The organism is Achromobacter sp. KK8, from assembly GCF_054188005.1.
Genome location: NZ_CM135178.1, coordinates 2,639,326 through 2,655,773, shown reverse-complemented (window position 1 = coordinate 2,655,773; position 16,448 = coordinate 2,639,326). Strand labels below are relative to the sequence as shown.

Here is a 16,448-nt window from a genome sequence, read left to right as displayed (position 1 = left end):
CCTAAAATGTCGCCATTGCCTCGCATACGCTGGTGCGGTTTGCTAAAGATCGTTTACAGCAGGGGCAACGCCCCCTTTTTACACTGTCGGTTATGGTCGCCCCTGCATCCTGGCGCAGGCGGCTGCTGCACTCGGCGTTGACGGCTGGCCTGGCCTGCCCGTTGATGCCGGCGTTTGGCGGCACGCCCGCTGCGCTCTCTTCCTCCCCGTCGGCTCCGGCCTACGTCGCGCGCGGTATCGGCGTGCTGGCGCCGGTGCAGCCGATACCGGTGCGGCCGGCGCCGTCGATGGCGTCACGGGCGGTGCCGCTGGATCCGACGCCCTGCGACCTGCAGACCAGCGAACCGGCCATGGACACCAGCGTGGCCGGAGGCGGCGCCGAAGCCATACCGGGGACGGGTTCGACCCTGTCCGGAGACGCCGCCACGGGCCCGCTGGCTTGCGACGACACCCAGGCCGCCACGGCGTCGACCGACGCCCCCAGCTACTCGTTTGACCTGGAAAGCGGGGACATACCAAGAGTGCCGGTGGTGGTGATCTCCGGCGTGTCGCGGCCAAGCCGCCCCTGGTTCGCCTCGGTCAGCGGCCAGGACGGCCTGCGCTATGGCGGCGACCGCAACTGGATCTACCGCAATACCGGCGGTCCGTCGTTCGCGGTGGGCAACATCAGCGCCAATGCCCCCACCTGGGGCAGCAGCGCGCCGGTGGGCGGGTTGCAGATATCCAACCTGCAAAGCACCACGGCGCCGCTGGCGGAAGGCACTTTTGGCTATTCGTCGTCGCTCGGGCGGCTCAACCGCATGGACCCTTCCGCCACTTCCGGCGCGGTCGACTACGGCGCCTCGGTCGGCAACAGCACCGTGCGCTACGGGCTGACGCCGGTGCTGACGCTGGAGGGCCAGATGCAGAGCGCGCCATCCCTGACCACCCGGGGCATGGGCACCACCTACACCGCGGGCGAGTACGGCACGTTCCAGGCGGGAGCCACCCAGAGCTCGTTCGATGCGGCCAGCGCCTGGCGCTACCGCTTCGGCTACAGCGTGGACGTGGCCGACGCGGTCAACCTGGGCTACACCAACGAACAGATCGGCGCCGGCTTCGGCGACCTGTCCACCTATTCCGGTGGCGTGGCCGCGGCGCCGCAGACCCGCAACACCCTGACCGCCGGCGTGCCGATCACCGGCTGGGGCACGCTCAGTGGCACCTATTCCGGCCTGCATGAAGGGTCGGCGCTGGCCGAGCAGCGGCTCGGCCTGTCGCACAGCATGTTCGTGGCGCCCAAGGTCAAGCTGGCGGTGGGGGCCGACCGCGACATCATCTCCGGCAATTACGAATGGCGCGCCAATCTCAGCATGCCGGTCGACACCTTCATGCGCGGCACCTGGCTGAGCTGGTGAGCCGGCCCGCCCACGGACGGAAATGTCCGCCCGCGCCCGGGCGGTCCGATTTGCGGCTTAAAATCCCTGCCATGATGCTCACCGCCTACCCCCATGTCTGACGCGCGCGCCCTCGGAGTCCTGCAGCGCGTTTTCGGTTACGAATCCTTCCGCGGCGACCAGCAAGCCATCGTCCAGCAGGTCATCGACGGCGGCGACGCGCTGGTCCTGATGCCCACCGGCGGCGGCAAGTCGCTCTGCTACCAGATCCCGTCGCTGGTGCGCGAAGGCACCGGCATCGTCGTTTCGCCCCTGATCGCGCTGATGCAGGACCAGGTCGACGCGCTGACCGAACTGGGCGTGCGCGCCGCCTTCCTGAATTCGACCCAGGACTGGCGCGTGGCGCGCGACGTCGAACAGGCCTTCCTGGCCGGCGAGCTCGACCTGCTCTACGTCGCGCCCGAGCGCCTGCTGACCGACCGCTGCCTGCAACTGCTGGAGCGCGGCAACATCGCCCTGTTCGCCATCGACGAAGCCCACTGCGTTTCGCAATGGGGCCACGACTTCCGCCCCGAATACCTGGGCCTGTCGATGCTGCACGAGCGCTGGCCGGACGTGCCGCGCATCGCGCTGACCGCCACCGCCACCGCCGAAACCCGCAACGAGATCGCCCAGCGCCTGTCGCTGACCGACGCGCACCACTTCGTCTCCAGTTTCGACCGCCCCAACATCCGCTACCGCATCGTCGAAAAGAACGAGGTGCGCAAGCAGTTGCTGGACATGATCCGCACCGAACACGAAGGCGAATCCGGCGTGGTCTACGCGCTGTCGCGGGCGCGCGTCGAGGAAACCGCCGAATTCCTCTGCAACCAGGGCATCGACGCCATGCCGTACCACGCCGGGCTCAGCCCGCAGGTGCGCGCCGCCAACCAGGCGCGCTTCCTGCGCGAGGACGGCGTGGTCATGGTCGCCACCATCGCCTTCGGCATGGGCATCGACAAGCCCGACGTGCGCTTCGTGGCCCACATCGACCTGCCCAAATCGGTCGAGGGCTATTACCAGGAAACCGGCCGCGCCGGCCGCGACGGCCTGCCCGCCACCGCCTGGCTGGCCTACGGCCTGCAGGACGTGGTGCAGCAGCGCCGCATGATCGACGAATCCCCGGGCGACGACGCCTACCGCCGCCGCCTCGGCCAGCAGCTGGACGCGATGCTGGGCCTGTGCGAAACCGTGGAATGCCGCCGCGTGCGCCTGCTGGCGTATTTCGGCCAGCAGATCAGCGCCTGCGGCAATTGCGACGTCTGTCTCGATCCGCCCCAGGCCTGGGACGGCACCGTGGCGGCGCAGAAGGTGCTGTCGGCCGTGTACCGGCTGTGGAAGGAACGCGGCCAGCGCTATGGCGCCGGTCACATCATCGACATCCTGCGCGGCAAGGTCACCGACCGCACCAAACAGCACGGCCACGAAACCCTGAGCGTGTTCGGCGTGGGCGAAGACCTGAGCGACACGGCCTGGCGCGGCGTGCTGCGCCAGTTGCTGGCGCAGGGCCTGCTCACCGTCGACAACGAAGGCTACGGCACGCTGGCCCTGACCGAAGGCAGCCGCGCCGTGCTCAAGGGCGAGCGCCAGCTGATGCTGCGGCGCGAATCCGAAAAGAAGGCCCGCTCCGGCAAGAGCGGCGGCAGCCGCGCCAAGGCCGCGGCGATCGACCTGCCCGCCGAACTGCAACCGGTATTCGAGGCGCTGCGCGCCTGGCGCGGCGAAGTGGCCAAGAGCCACGGCGTGCCGGCCTACGTGATCTTCCACGACGCCACGCTGCGCGAGATCGCGCTGGCCCAGCCCGAGTCGATGGACGCGCTCAGCCACATCAGCGGGGTCGGCGCGCGCAAGCTGGAAGCCTACGGCGAGGAAATCCTGCAACGGGTGGCGCGGCCGGTGCTGTAGCGCCGGCCCCCCGCTCCCGGGAGCCGCGACCGGAGCGGCCGCGGTGGCCGACCAGGGCGGCCCGGCACGGCGGATGACATGGCCATCCGCCGGCGCCTGCCGCCTCGGACCTCAGGGCGACGGCGGCGGCAACAGCGGCACGGGCGCGCGCTCCTTGCCGAACACCGAGCGGTAGGCCAGGATGTTGAACACCAGCACCACCGGTATTCCCACCACCGCTCCGGCCATCACCAGCCGCATCGAGCCCAGCGCGCCGGCGCCGTCCCAGAGCGTCATGTCGTCCAGGATCAGGAAGGGGAACAGGCTGTAGGCCAGCCCGCTCAGCATCAGCAGGAACAGCGCCACGCACAGCACGAACGGCAGCCAACTGAAGCGGTCGGCGCGCCCCGGCAGTCGCGCCAGCAGCATTTCGGCGGCCACGAAGCCCGCCAGCATCAGCACCCATACCGTGGCCGCCAGGCTCAGGTGGGCGATGTTGCTCCACTTGTAGAAGATGCCGGCGTTGGCCAGGCCCAGCGTGACGGCAATGGCCACCATGCCGACCGCGGTCCAGCGGATCGCATGGCGCGCCCAGTTGGCGGCGCGGCGCTGCAGGTCGCCGTCGACCCGCATCACCAGCCAGGACGCGCCCAGCAGCACATAGGCGGCCACGGCGCACAGGCCGACGAACAGCGCGAACCAGCCATAGCCGGCGTCGGATTGGTAGCCGGTGGCGATACGACCGAGCAGCATGCCCTGGCCGAAAGCGGTCATCAGCGACCCGGCCCAGAAGGCGAAGATCCAGCGCGGCTTGGCCTCGTTGCGGGCACGGATGCGGAACTCGAAGGCCACGCTGCGCAACACCACGCCCAGCACCATGAAGGTCAACGGTCCGTACAGCTTGCCCAGCACCGCGCCCCAGGCGAACGGAAACGCGGAAGCGAACAGGCCCATGCCCAGCAGCAGCCAGAACTCGTTGGCGTCGCGCCAGGGACTCAGCAGGCTCATCATGCGGCCGCGCTCCTGTTCGGGCGCCAGCTGCAGCAGGATGCCCACGCCCAGGTCGAAGCCGTCCAGCACCACGCCGGCGGCGATGACGACGAACAGCAGGCCCATGAACGCCAGCGGCATCCAGAAGGAAGGATCATCGGGGCTCAACCCCTGCGAAGCGGCCAGCATGGCGATCATGGCGTGCCTCCGCCCAGTTTGCGCACCGGCACCACGCCGTAGCGGGCCGCGTGGAACAGCATGCCGGCAAACGCCGCCAGCAGCAGCGCGTACAACAGGCCATAGCCGACCAGCCCATACAGCACGGTGCTGGAGGACATGGTGCCCAGCACCTCGGTCTGGGTGACGGTGCCGTTGACGACGAAGGGCTGCAGGCCGATCACCGAGACCCACCAGCTGGCCACGACGGCGATACCGCCCGAGAACATCATGCCGCAGAGCACGCGCTGCCACCATTGCGGCAGCACCGAGACGTCCAGGCCGCGGCGCCAGGTCCAGAGGAAGGTGATCCAGGAGACGGCCAGCATCAACAGGCCCAGCCCGGCCGCGACCCGCAGCGACCAGAAAGTCAGCGCCACCGGCGGCAGCATGCCCGAATACTTGTCCAGGCCGAGATAGGTGCCGTCGTCATTGCGATGCAGCCACATGCCGCCGGCGTTGTTCCAGGTCCAGTCGGCCACGTTGGCATGGGCGCGGGCGTCCGGCCAGCCGAACAGAACCAGGCGCGGTTCGCTGCCGCTTTCCCAATAGCCCGCGGCGGCGGCGGCCTTGGCGGGCTGGTACTTGGCCACCATCTGGCCGGCGCCGGTCGCCACCGGCACCTGCAGCACCGCGGCCAAGGCGGCAATCACCAGGCCGGTCTTGAAGGTGGCGCGTTCGCCATCGCCCAGCGGGCGGCGTAATGCCTGCAGCGCGGTCACGCCCATCATCAGGAAGGCGGCGGCGAGGGCCGATCCCACCACCACCACGGCCATGCGCCAGCCGACGGAGGGGTTCAATACCACTGCGGTCCAGTCGTAGACCTGGTAGCGGCCATCGACCAGCACCGCGCCATCAGGCGTCTGCATCCAGGATTGCAGCGCCAGCACCCAGAACAGCGCCACCAGTTGCCCCACCGCCACCATCAGCACCGCCAGGGTATGGGCGCCGTCGGACACGCGGCGCTGGCCGAACAGCATGACGCCCAGGAAGCACGACTTGAGGATGAAGACCGACAGGATGCCGTAGCCCAGCAGGGGACCGGCAACGTTGCCGATCTTGTCCATCAGGCCGGACCACAGGCTGCCAAGCTGGATCAGCACCGGTACACAGGCGGCCAGGGTCAGCACGAACGACAGGGCGAAGATGCGGACCCAGAAGCGGTAGGCGGCGGTCCAGCCGCCCAGGCCCGAGAACCGGGCCCGGAGTTTGAAGAACAGCAGGACCCACGCAAGCGCCAGGGCCACGGCGAGAAACAACGCCAGGAAGCTCAGGCTGGCCACGAATTGCGCGCGGGCCAGGGAAAGGGTGGAAATATCCATGATGGCCCGTAGTGTAGAGCCAGTTACACGACAATGGGGGCCGGTTTGAAACCGCTTGCAGCGAGCCAAAAATGGCTTGTCCCGGGAACGTGGCAAAATTGACGCTTTGTCGCTGCTTTTTCCTATTCTTTCAAGAATGACCTCCGCCACGACGCCGACCCCCGCCGCATCCAATTTCCTGCTCAACATCGTCGAGGACGACCTGCAAGCCAACCGCTTCCAGGGCAAGCGTTGGGCCGGCAAGCCTGGCCCGGCCGCCGTGCAGCAGCAGGGCGAGCCCGACCCGGCGAAGATCCGCACCCGTTTTCCGCCGGAGCCCAACGGCTACCTGCACATCGGCCACGCCAAGAGCATCTGCGTGAACTTCGGCCTGGCGCGCGACTTCGGCGGCGTCTGTCACCTGCGCTTCGACGACACCAACCCCGAGAAGGAAGACCAGGAATACGTCGACGCCATCATCGAGGCCGTGCACTGGCTGGGCTTCGACTGGAAGGCCGACGGCCGCGACAACCTGTATTTCGCCAGCGACTACTTCGGCTATATGTATGAGTTCGCCGAGGCGCTGGTCGAGGCCGGCCATGCCTACGTCGACGAACAGAGCCCCGACGAGATCCGCGCCAACCGCGGCACCCTGACCGAACCCGGCACCGACTCGCCCTGGCGCAACCGCCCGGCCGCGGAGTCCATCGCGCTGCTGCGCGAGATGCGCGACGGCAAGCATCCGGATGGCAGCCTGGTGCTGCGCGCCAAGATCAACATGGCGTCGCCCAACATCAACCTGCGCGACCCGGTCATGTACCGCGTGCGCCACGCCACCCACCACCGCACCGGCAACCAGTGGTGCATCTACCCGATGTACAGCTGGGCGCACCCGGTGGAAGACGCGCTGGAAGGCATCACCCACAGCGTCTGCACGCTGGAGTTCGAAGACCAGCGGCCGTTCTACGACTGGATCCTGGAACGCCTGGCGGAACTGGGCAAGCTGGCCCGGCCGCTGCCGCACCAGTACGAGTTTTCGCGCCTGAACGTGAGCTACGTGGTCACCAGCAAGCGCAAGCTGCTGCAACTGGTGCGCGAAGGCCACGTGGATGGCTGGGACGATCCGCGCATGCCGACCATTTTCGGCCTGCGCCGCCGCGGCTACACGCCGGCCTCGATCCGCCTGTTCTGCGACCGCACGGCGGTGTCGAAGTCGGATTCGCGCATCGACTACAGCCTGCTGGAACAGGCCGTGCGCGACGACCTTGACCCGATCGCGCCGCGTTCGGTGGCGGTGCTGGACCCGCTCAAGCTGGTCATCACCAACTATCCGGAAGGCCAGACCGAAATCTGCACGGCGCCGCGCAATCCGCACGATCCGGAGGCCGGCTTGCGCGAGTTCCCGCTGTCGCGCGAGCTGTGGATCGAGCGTGACGATTTCCGCGAGGAAGCGCCGAAGAAATACTTCCGCCTGTTCCCGGGCAACCTGGTGCGCCTGAAATACGGCTACGTGGTGCGTTGCACCGGCTTCACCAAGAACGAGGCCGGCGAAGTGGTCGAGGTGCAGGCCGAATACCTGCCGGAAACGCGCAGTGGCACGCCGGGCGCGGACAGCGTCAAGGTCAAGGGCAATATCACCTGGGTCAGCGCGGCGCATGCGGTGCCGGCGCAGATCCATCTGTACGACCGCCTGTTCGCGGATCCGCGGCCCGATGGCGGCGACAAGGATTTCCTGGCCTGCCTGAATCCGAATTCGAAGGAGACGGTGACGGCCTGGCTGGAACCGGGCACGGTGGCGACGCCGGGCGCGACCTGGCAGTTCGAGCGGCTGGGCTATTTCACGGCCGACATCAAGGAATCGACGGCGGAAAAGCCGGTGCTGAACCGCATCGTGACCTTGCGCGACTCCTGGGTGCAGGGCTGATCGTCGGCGGGACCGGCTGCCAGGGCTGGGACCCGCATGAAAGACCCGCCGGATGGCGCCGCGTCCGGCGGCGCCTGCGCCATCCGCCGCGATTCCGGGTTTTTTCCCCCTTGCCGAATCGATTGAACGGGCCCGGGGCGGGTTATCATGCCCGACATTCCGCAGCCGGTTGCGCGCGCCCCTTCCAGGCGCCCGGAACCGCCAGCCCCCGATCAAGATGAACACTGAATCCCTAGCCCTGGACTTCAAGAGCGCCACCCTGTATGCCATCCGGGTGGTCCTGCACAGTGCCGATCCCGAACGCCTGAACGCCGCGCTGGCCAAGCGCATGGCGGACGCGGGCAGCTTCTTCGAGAACGAGCCCGTGGTGATCGACGCCAGCCGTGTCGAGGAAACCATCGACTGGCCCGCCCTGGTCGCGGCCTTGCGCGGGCACAACCTGCCCACCATCGGCATCGTGGCCGAGGGCGCCAACCTGGCCGCAGCCCGCGCCGCCGGCCTGACGCCGGTGGAGCTGTCCACCCCCGCGGCCCGGCCGGCGCAGGTCATCGATACGGCGCCGCCCAACGATGTCGCCACGCCGGTGCCGTCGGTGCCGGCCGCCGCCGTCGAGATCGCCCCCGCCCCCACGCCCGCCGCTGAAGCGCAGGTCGACAAGGCTGCCGGCAAGACCGCCGATAAATCCGCGGACAAGGCCACCGACAAGCCCGCCGACAAGGCGGCCGCCGAGCCGCTGCCCGAGCGCGCCGCCGCCAGCACCACATCGGCGCCCAGCCCCACGCCGGCCGCGCCGCAATCGTCATCGGCCCTGGTCATCACCAAGCCGCTGCGTTCGGGCCAGCGCGTCTACGCGCGCCATACCGACCTGGTCGTGATCGGCATGGTCAGCCAGGGCGCCGAGGTCATCGCCGACGGCAACGTGCACGTGTACGGTCCGCTACGCGGCAAGGCCATGGCCGGCGCGCGCGGCGACACGTCGGCGCGCATCTTCACCACCCACCTGGACGCGGAGCTGCTGGCCGTGGCCGGCGTGTACCGCGTGGTCGAAGACAAGCTTGACCGCTCTCTGCAGAACCAGCCTGCGTTGGTACGCCTGGACGGCGACACGCTGCGCATCGAGGCCCTGAAAGCCTGAAATGCCCCGCCCGCGATCCATGCCAGCCAGGCTGGCGCGAGCCGGCGCCGGACGCGGAATGGTCCTGCAACGCAATACTCTGTCAGTCTCGAACGGGCCGTGCCCGTTCAACACATTCTGTAAGAAGCCTTACACGGGCTTTTTGCTTTACGATAACGCGATTTATTCGAACATAAGGGTTTGATCGTCATGACACGCATTGTTGTGGTGACTTCCGGCAAAGGCGGCGTGGGCAAGACCACGACGAGCGCCAGTTTTTCCGCGGGCCTCGCGATGCGGGGCCACAAGACCGCTGTCATCGACTTCGATGTCGGCCTGCGCAACCTCGACCTCATCATGGGTTGCGAGCGGCGCGTGGTGTACGACTTCGTCAATGTGATCCAGGGCGAAGCCACGCTGAACCAGGCGCTGATCAAGGACAAGCAGCTTGAAAACCTGTTCATCCTGCCCGCCTCGCAGACGCGCGACAAGGACGCGCTGACGCAGGACGGCGTGGAAAAGGTCATCAACGACCTGAAGGAAATGGGCTTCGACTACATCGTCTGCGACTCGCCCGCCGGCATCGAGACGGGCGCGCTGATGGCGGCCTATTTCGCCGACGACGCGCTGGTCGTGACCAACCCGGAAGTCTCGTCGGTGCGCGATTCCGACCGCATCCTGGGCATCCTGGCCGCCAAGTCCAAACGCGCCGTCGAAGGCGGCGAGCCGGTCAAGGAATTCCTGCTGCTGACGCGCTACAACCCCAAGCGCGTGGTCGACGGCGAAATGCTGTCGCTGGGCGACATCGAGGACATCCTGCGCATCAAGCTCATCGGCGTCATTCCCGAGTCCGAAGCCGTGCTGCAAGCCTCCAACCAGGGCCTGCCCGCCATCCACCTGAAAGATACCGACGTCTCCGAGGCCTACAAGGACGTCGTGGCCCGCTACCTGGGCGAAGACAAGGCCCTGCGCTTTACCGACTACGAAAAGCCGGGTTTCCTGAAACGCCTGTTCGGAGGCAAGTAAGCAATGTCCTTCCTGTCGTTTCTGCTTGGTCAAAAGAAAACCTCCGCTTCCGTCGCCAAGGAACGGTTGCAGATCATCCTGGCCCACGAGCGGGGCCGTGGCGATTCGCCCGACTACCTGCCGCAATTGCAGCAGGAACTGATCGCGGTGATCTCGAAGTACGTGAAGATCAATCCCGAGGACATCAAGGTGCACCTGGAACGCCAGGACACGCTCGAAGTGCTCGAGGTCAAGATCGAGATGCCGCAAAGCGAAACCTGATGTCCGCGCGCGCCGCCCGCCGGCGCGCGCCTCGTTCTGCGCCACCAAGCAAAAACGCCCGGCAATGCCGGGCGTTTTTGCGTTTGGCACGGTACGCCAGCGCATGCTGGCGACTGCCTGGTTCGCGGCTTAGTGCTTGCCCACCTGATCACCGATGACGCCGCCGATCGCCGCGCCGCCCACCGTGCCGAGGATGCCGCCGTTGGTGATGACGGCACCCGCCACACCGCCGAGCGCCGCACCGCCCACCGTGCTTTTCTGGCGGTGGCTCATGCTGTCCCACGACGAGCAACCGGCCATGGCGGCGGCCATGGCGACAGCGACACAGATTTTGGAAAGAGATGCGATTTTCATGATGAGGCTCCTATTCTTGTACCCGGGGCCGCACCTAGATCCAGACGCGAGCGCACGATACCCCTTATGGGTTTAGAGCCTTCAGGATCGCAAAATATCCCGTCCCGCGGTGTTAGGTTTGCCCAGGAATTGTGTCAAAGGGCGAGGGAATCTTTGCGACTCCCAGGGACGATGTTGCAGGCGCGGCCGGCTATTTGACCAGACGTAACACGTCGCGGAAGCGCGGATGCTCGCAGGTCTCCATCCACTCGAAAATGGCCATTTCCGTGGTGACGATCTCGGCGCCGTGGGCGCGCGCGCGGCGCAACGCGGCATGGTGGTCGGACGATTTGCGCGAACCGGCCGCATCGGCCACCAGCACCGCCTTGTAACCCAGCCCGGTCAAACCGATGACGGTCTGCAACACGCAGATGTGGGCTTCGCAGCCGGTCACCAGCACCGTTTTTCGCGCCGCCGGCAGCCAGGCATCGAAGCCGTGTTCGCGCGCGGCCGAAAAGTGCATCTTCTGGAAAGTGGACTGCACCAGCTCGGCGAGCGGCGCCACGGTGACGCCCAGCATCTTGCTGTGATGCTCGGTGGCGACCACGGGGACATCCAGCAGCCGCGCGGCCCGCGCCAGCTTGGCGTTGGCCGCCACCACCGCGTCGCCGTCGTGGATCGCAGGCATCAGGCGGCCCTGCATGTCGACGATGAGCAGCGTGGAATCGGAGGCTTGCAACAACATGGGAGGTCTCCTGAGGTTGAAGGCGGTATCGACGATACGGTACGACCATCACGCCAAACCGCTTCATTCAATGATATCTCGGGGGATCAACCGCCAGGCTCAAGGTGGTGGCGAGTGCCTGCAGCCGTTTGTCCCTGGTCCATAGCGCCGCGCCAGGTGTCAGTCGCGTGGACGCCAACAAGTGTAAATCCACATAACCAATGCCCTTTCCAAACAATCTCTCGCTATGAAGAAAGTGCATGACTTCGTCATGACTCGCACGCACGACTTGAGGCAATAGCGACATCGCACCCAATACAACGTCACGCCGGCCCAACGAACCCAGCGCCAATTCACCCGCGATGAACGGGTGCATCAATACACTTTCTTCCTCCAGCAAGCGCACCAGACATGGCTCGCCGTCGGATAAATGATCTATCCAGATGGAAGTGTCAACCAGGATCATTGCAGGTTTCCGTCTGCCGCCGCGGGATAGGCTTCAACTTGGGCGAACTACCACCAAGCTTGGCCAACCGCTTCGCGGCCTCTTTCTGCACGAGCTGGGTCAGCGCTCGCGTTACGAGCGCCGATGTCTCCTGGACGCCCGTATAGGTACGGGCCAATTCGAGCAGGTCGTCATCGAGCGTCACAGTCGTACGCACACTGGCCTCCTTGAAATGATTGGAGCAAAAATTCGCATCAAATGATGAACTTTTTGATTCTATCATCCGAAAAAAATCCCGGCGCGCAATGGCCGGGATTTTCGCACCGCCTGACAGGCCGGCTTACTTCAGCGCCTTGTAGCGCAGGCGCTTGGGCTTGGCGCCCTCTTCGCCCAGGCGGCGCTTCTTGTCGGCTTCGTACTCCTGGTAGTTGCCGTCGAAGAACACCACCTGCGAATCGCCCTCGAAAGCCAGGATGTGCGTGGCGATACGGTCCAGGAACCAGCGGTCGTGGCTGATGACCATGACGCTGCCGGGGAACTCCAGCAGCGCGTCTTCCAGCGCGCGCAGCGTTTCGACGTCGAGGTCGTTGGACGGTTCGTCCAGCAGCAGCACGTTGCCGCCGGCGATCAGCGTCTTGGCCATGTGCAGGCGGCCGCGTTCACCGCCCGACAGCTGGCCGACCACCTTGTTCTGGTCGCCGCCCTTGAAGTTGAAGCGGCCCAGGTAGGCGCGCGAGGACATTTCGAACTTGCCCACGGTGAGCAGGTCGGCGCCGTCGGCGACCGCGTCGAACACGGTCTTCTTGTCTTCGAGCGCGTCGCGCGATTGGTCGACGTAGGCCAGCTTGACGGTCTGGCCGATCTTCACTTCGCCCGAATCCGGCTGCTCGCGGCCCGCGATCATGCGGAACAGCGTCGATTTACCGGCGCCGTTGGCGCCGATGATGCCGACGATGGCGCCGGCCGGGATCTTGAAGCTGAGGTTGTCGATCAGCAGGCGGTCGCCGTAGGCCTTGCTGACGTTGTTGAATTCGATGACCTCGTTGCCCAGGCGCTCACCCACCGGAATGAAGATTTCCTGGGTCTCGTTGCGCTTCTGGTATTCGTAGGACGACAGTTCCTCGAAGCGGGCCAGGCGCGCCTTGGCCTTGGCCTGGCGGCCCTTCGGGTTCTGGCGCACCCACTCCAGTTCCTTCTTGATGGTCTTCTGGCGGGCCGATTCGGACGCCTCTTCCTGCTTGAGGCGATCTTCCTTCTGCTCCAGCCAGGAGCTGTAGTTGCCCTTCCAGGGAATGCCGTAGCCGCGGTCCAGTTCGAGGATCCATTCGGCGGCGTTGTCCAGGAAGTAGCGATCGTGGGTCACGCCGACGACGGTGCCCGGGAACTTGTGCAGGAACTGTTCCAGCCATTCGACGCTTTCGGCATCCAGGTGGTTGGTGGGTTCGTCCAGCAGCAGCATGTCGGGCTTGGACAGCAGCAGGCGGCACAGCGCCACGCGGCGCTTTTCACCGCCGGACAGGTTGCCGACGATGGCATCCCAGGGCGGCAGGCGCAGCGCGTCGGCGGCGATTTCCATCTGGTGTTCGATGTCGTCGGCGCCGCTGGAGGCGGCGGCCGCGATGATTGCTTCCAGCTCGGCCTGCTCGGCGGCCAGCGCGTCGAAGTCGGCGTCCGGCTCGGCGTAGGCGGCGTAGACCTCGTCCAGGCGCTTCTTGGCGGTGACCACCGCGCCCAGGCCTTCCTCAACCGCCTGGCGCACCGTGTGCTCGGGGTTGAGCTGCGGTTCCTGCGGCAGGTAGCCGATGTTCAGGCCCGGCATGGGGATGGCTTCGCCTTCGATCTCGCGATCCACGCCCGCCATGATCTTCAGCAGCGTCGACTTGCCCGAGCCGTTCAGGCCCAGCACGCCGATCTTGGCGCCAGGAAAAAACGAAAGCGAGATGTCACGCAGGATCTGCCGCTTGGGCGGCACGATCTTGCCGACGCGGTTCATGGTGTAGACGTATTGGGCCATGGGCTCGTATAGGGTAAGAAAGCTGATGAATCGTTGATTGTAGGCCGGAACCCGGACAGGCGCGCGGGCGGGGTCCGCGCGCCGGCGGCAAGGCTATATTTACGGCTTGTGTCCGTTCCATGACGCCCCTCGCGGCACCCTGCCCACCCCCATGACCGAAGCCGACCTGCTGGCCCGCACCCCGTTTCCCGCCACCCGCGACAGCCTCGCGGCGCAATTGCGCGACGGCGGCCTGCGCCCCGGCGCCACGGTGCTCGTGCACACCTCGCTGCGCGCCCTGGGCTGGATCGCGGGCGGTCCCGTGGCGCTGATCCAGGCCTTGCTCGACTGCGTCGGCTCCGACGGCCTGGTGGCGATGCCGGCGCACTCCTCCGACCTGACCGATCCCGCGCAGTGGCAGGCGCCGCCGGTGCCGGCCGCCTGGCTCGACACCCTGTACGAGCACATGCCGGCCTACGATCCCGCCATCACGCCCACGCGTGGCATGGGCGCGGTGGCCGAGCTGTTCCGCACCTGGCCCGGCGCCGTGCGCAGCCTGCATCCCACCTGTTCGTTCGCGGCCGTCGGCGCCGGCGCCCAAACGCTGACCGCCGGCCACCAACTGGAGGACCCGCTGGGCGAAACATCGCCGCTGGCCAAGCTGTTGCGCGCCGACGCCGAGATCCTGTTGCTGGGCGTCGGCTTCGATGTCTGCACCATGCTGCACCTGGCCGAACAACGCGCCTGGCCGGCGCGGCCGCGCCAGCCCGAAGCCTCGCCCATCATCGAGCACGGCCGGCGTGTCTGGAAGCGATATGACCAGCCCGCCTTGCTCGACTCCGATCATTTCCTGCCGGTCGGCCAGTCGTTGATCGACGCCGGACTGGCGCGGCGCTTCCCGCTCGGCGCGGGCCACGGCCTGCGCGTGTCAGCGCGGGTCGCCGTCGAACACGCCGCGCGCTACTGGCAAGGCCAGCCCGCGCCGGGCTGAAGCGGAAAGCCCCTACGAGGCAACCCGCGCGCGGCGCGCGCCGGCGAATGGCGCGCGCATCTGCGCCAGCATCACGCCGGCCAGCGCCATCGCGCCGCCAACGATGTGGAACAGGTGCGGTTTCTCGTCCAGGAACAACGCCGCGATCGCCACCGTGGCCACCGGCATCAGGTTCAGGAACACGCTGGCGCGGGCCGGCCCCAGGTGGCGCACGCCCTGCATCCACAGGAACGGCGCGAACAGCGACGGGAACAGGCCCGCATACAGCACCAGCGGCAGGTTCTCGGCATTGAGCGGCGAGGCCGGCGCCATCAGGAAGGTGGGCAACTGGAACAGCACGCCGAACGCCACCTGCACGTACAGCGACACCCACGGTCCGGCCGGCAGGCCCCAGCGCCGCAGCAGCACGCCGTACAACGCATAGGCCAGCGCGGCCACGCCCATCAGCACGTCGCCATGGTTCGCGCCCACCGACAGCAGGCGCGCCGGATCGCCTTCGCCGATCAGCAACGCCAGCCCCGCCAGCGACAGCAGGCCGCCCAGCAGCGCCATCAGGGAGGGACGCTCGCGCAACACCACGGCGCCGACCGCGATCGTCAGCAACGGAATCATCGCGGTGATGATGCCCATGTTGGTGGCGGTGGTGCTGCTGGCCGCCACATAGGCCAGGCCCTGGTACAGCGCCATGCCCAGGCCGCCCAGCACCGCGAACTTGGGCAGGTAAGGCCACAGCGCGCGCCGCTGGCGCCAGGCGGCCGGCAGCGCGAACGGCGTCAGCAGCAGCCCGGCCAGCGCCCAGCGGTAAAAGCCGATGGCGGCCGGCGCGATCACGCCGGCCGCCATCTTGGTCACGATCATGTTGACCGACCAGATCAAAGCCGCCAGCAGCGGGAACAACAAATAGCGAGCCGGGGTGGGCGAAGCATCTGCGCGCGTCATGGAACAACTGCCAAAACAGGATTACGGCTGGCCAGTGTAGGATTTGTCCGACTTGATGTATATAATGAAAAACCGACAAACGCCAGTGAACTTCGGACATGGACCTCGCCGTATCCCCGCCCAGCCTTGGCCCGGGCCGGCCCTATCCGCTGGCCTGCCGCATCCTGCACTTCCTGCCGCACTCGCGCGTCCAGCGCCACAGCTCGCCCTGGGGCGAACTGAATTTCGCCCTGTCCGGCATCATGGAAATCGGCATCGAGGACAGCACCTACCTGTCGCCGCCCCAATACGCCATCTGGATACCGCCGCGCGTCTCGCACTGCTGCCAGAACCAGGGGGAAGTGCACTACGCCTGCATCGACATCCCGGCCGCCGCCTGCGCCGACCTGCCCGCCAGGCCTTGCACACTGGAGATCAGTCCCGTCATGCGCGCCATTCTGGCCGACTTCGAACGGCGCGGCATCGCCTATCCAGATACGCCGGAAGACCGGCGCCTGGCGCAAGTGGTCATCGACCAGGTCCGCGTCGCCCCCGCCTACGCCAGCTACCTGCCGTCCGCGACCGAACCCGTGCTGGCCCCCATCCTGACCGCCCTGCAACGCCAGCCTGGCGACAAGCGCGGCGCCGCCTACTGGGCCGCCACCGCCGGCATCACCGAACGCACCCTGCTGCGCCACTGCCAGCAACACCTGGGCATGTCGTTCAACGAATGGCGCCAACGCTTGCGCGTGGTCAGTGCGCTGGAAATGCTCGACGCCGGCCAACCGGTACAGGCCGTATCGCGCGAACTCGGCTACAGCACGCCGTCCGCCTTCATCGCCATGTTCCAGCGCCTGACCGGCCAGTCCCCCGACAGCGCCCGCAAGCGCGCCGCCGCGCCCGCCTGAAACGC

Annotated in this window: 16 protein-coding genes; 8 read left to right on the top strand and 8 right to left on the bottom strand. The window is 67.0% G+C overall.

Annotated features, from left to right (window positions below; all coding sequences use genetic code 11):
• The first annotated feature begins 92 nt into the window (after window positions 1-92).
• Window positions 93-1,397, top strand: a complete 1,305-nt coding sequence (locus ACVN9Z_RS12315) for a fimbrial protein (RefSeq protein WP_081004537.1) — start codon at window positions 93-95, stop codon at window positions 1,395-1,397.
• Between the two features lie 93 nt (window positions 1,398-1,490).
• Complete coding sequence (gene recQ / locus ACVN9Z_RS12310; protein ID WP_006388984.1) at window positions 1,491-3,320, top strand: DNA helicase RecQ; 1,830 nt, start codon at window positions 1,491-1,493, stop codon at window positions 3,318-3,320.
• 111 nt (window positions 3,321-3,431) lie between these two features.
• Here the strand turns inward: recQ and ACVN9Z_RS12305 are convergent, their stop codons facing one another.
• Entirely contained in the window at window positions 3,432-4,487 is a 1,056-nt protein-coding gene (locus ACVN9Z_RS12305; RefSeq protein ID WP_006388983.1) for a cytochrome d ubiquinol oxidase subunit II, read from the bottom strand.
• A complete protein-coding gene (locus tag ACVN9Z_RS12300) occupies window positions 4,484-5,827 on the bottom strand; it encodes a cytochrome ubiquinol oxidase subunit I (protein WP_026382643.1) in 1,344 nt (447 codons plus the stop codon). Before ACVN9Z_RS12300 ends, ACVN9Z_RS12305 begins: the two co-directional genes overlap by 4 nt.
• 136 nt (window positions 5,828-5,963) lie before the next feature.
• Here ACVN9Z_RS12300 and ACVN9Z_RS12295 point away from each other — a divergent pair, with 136 nt between their 5' ends.
• The 4 genes from ACVN9Z_RS12295 (at window position 5,964) to minE (ending at window position 10,131) form a co-directional block, all read left to right on the top strand.
• Window positions 5,964-7,730 carry a glutamine--tRNA ligase/YqeY domain fusion protein gene (locus ACVN9Z_RS12295; protein WP_047992557.1) on the top strand — a complete coding sequence of 589 codons (1,767 nt, stop codon included), beginning with the start codon at window positions 5,964-5,966 and terminating at the stop codon, window positions 7,728-7,730.
• Between the two features lie 217 nt (window positions 7,731-7,947).
• Window positions 7,948-8,865: a septum site-determining protein MinC gene (gene minC, locus ACVN9Z_RS12290; RefSeq protein ID WP_458213420.1), complete on the top strand. Its 918-nt coding sequence runs from the start codon at window positions 7,948-7,950 to the stop codon at window positions 8,863-8,865.
• Between the two features lie 189 nt (window positions 8,866-9,054).
• On the top strand, window positions 9,055-9,870 hold the full coding sequence (gene minD, locus ACVN9Z_RS12285; protein ID WP_045953349.1) for a septum site-determining protein MinD: 816 nt from the start codon (window positions 9,055-9,057) through the stop codon (window positions 9,868-9,870).
• A gap of 3 nt (window positions 9,871-9,873) precedes the next feature.
• The gene (gene minE, locus ACVN9Z_RS12280) at window positions 9,874-10,131 is read left to right on the top strand and encodes a cell division topological specificity factor MinE (RefSeq protein WP_006388977.1); all 258 of its coding nucleotides are present in this window, start codon (window positions 9,874-9,876) and stop codon (window positions 10,129-10,131) included.
• Window positions 10,132-10,260: 129 nt separating this feature from the next.
• Here the strand turns inward: minE and ACVN9Z_RS12275 are convergent, their stop codons facing one another.
• The 5 genes from ACVN9Z_RS12275 to ettA all read right to left on the bottom strand — a co-directional run bounded on the left by ACVN9Z_RS12275 (window position 10,261) and on the right by ettA (window position 13,647).
• Window positions 10,261-10,485 carry a glycine zipper 2TM domain-containing protein gene (locus ACVN9Z_RS12275; RefSeq protein ID WP_006388976.1) on the bottom strand — a complete coding sequence of 75 codons (225 nt, stop codon included), beginning with the start codon at window positions 10,483-10,485 and terminating at the stop codon, window positions 10,261-10,263.
• 190 nt (window positions 10,486-10,675) lie between these two features.
• Complete coding sequence (locus ACVN9Z_RS12270) at window positions 10,676-11,209, bottom strand: isochorismatase family protein (RefSeq protein ID WP_054480708.1); 534 nt, start codon at window positions 11,207-11,209, stop codon at window positions 10,676-10,678.
• A gap of 67 nt (window positions 11,210-11,276) precedes the next feature.
• Window positions 11,277-11,654: a type II toxin-antitoxin system VapC family toxin gene (locus ACVN9Z_RS12265; protein WP_049054629.1), complete on the bottom strand. Its 378-nt coding sequence runs from the start codon at window positions 11,652-11,654 to the stop codon at window positions 11,277-11,279.
• Window positions 11,641-11,916, bottom strand: a complete 276-nt coding sequence (locus tag ACVN9Z_RS12260; protein WP_006388973.1) for a type II toxin-antitoxin system VapB family antitoxin — start codon at window positions 11,914-11,916, stop codon at window positions 11,641-11,643. The genes ACVN9Z_RS12265 and ACVN9Z_RS12260 overlap by 14 nt, the downstream gene beginning before the upstream one ends.
• A gap of 57 nt (window positions 11,917-11,973) precedes the next feature.
• A complete protein-coding gene (gene ettA / locus ACVN9Z_RS12255; protein ID WP_024067854.1) occupies window positions 11,974-13,647 on the bottom strand; it encodes an energy-dependent translational throttle protein EttA in 1,674 nt (557 codons plus the stop codon).
• 151 nt (window positions 13,648-13,798) lie between these two features.
• On the opposite strand from ettA, the gene ACVN9Z_RS12250 reads away from it, so the two are divergent.
• A complete protein-coding gene (locus ACVN9Z_RS12250; RefSeq protein WP_049054628.1) occupies window positions 13,799-14,617 on the top strand; it encodes an AAC(3) family N-acetyltransferase in 819 nt (272 codons plus the stop codon).
• Window positions 14,618-14,629: 12 nt separating this feature from the next.
• Here the strand turns inward: ACVN9Z_RS12250 and ACVN9Z_RS12245 are convergent, their stop codons facing one another.
• Window positions 14,630-15,556: a DMT family transporter gene (locus tag ACVN9Z_RS12245; RefSeq protein ID WP_020924995.1), complete on the bottom strand. Its 927-nt coding sequence runs from the start codon at window positions 15,554-15,556 to the stop codon at window positions 14,630-14,632.
• Window positions 15,557-15,654: 98 nt separating this feature from the next.
• Here ACVN9Z_RS12245 and ACVN9Z_RS12240 point away from each other — a divergent pair, with 98 nt between their 5' ends.
• Entirely contained in the window at window positions 15,655-16,443 is a 789-nt protein-coding gene (locus ACVN9Z_RS12240) for an AraC family transcriptional regulator (protein ID WP_054496818.1), read from the top strand.
• The last annotated feature ends 5 nt before the right edge of the window (window positions 16,444-16,448 follow it).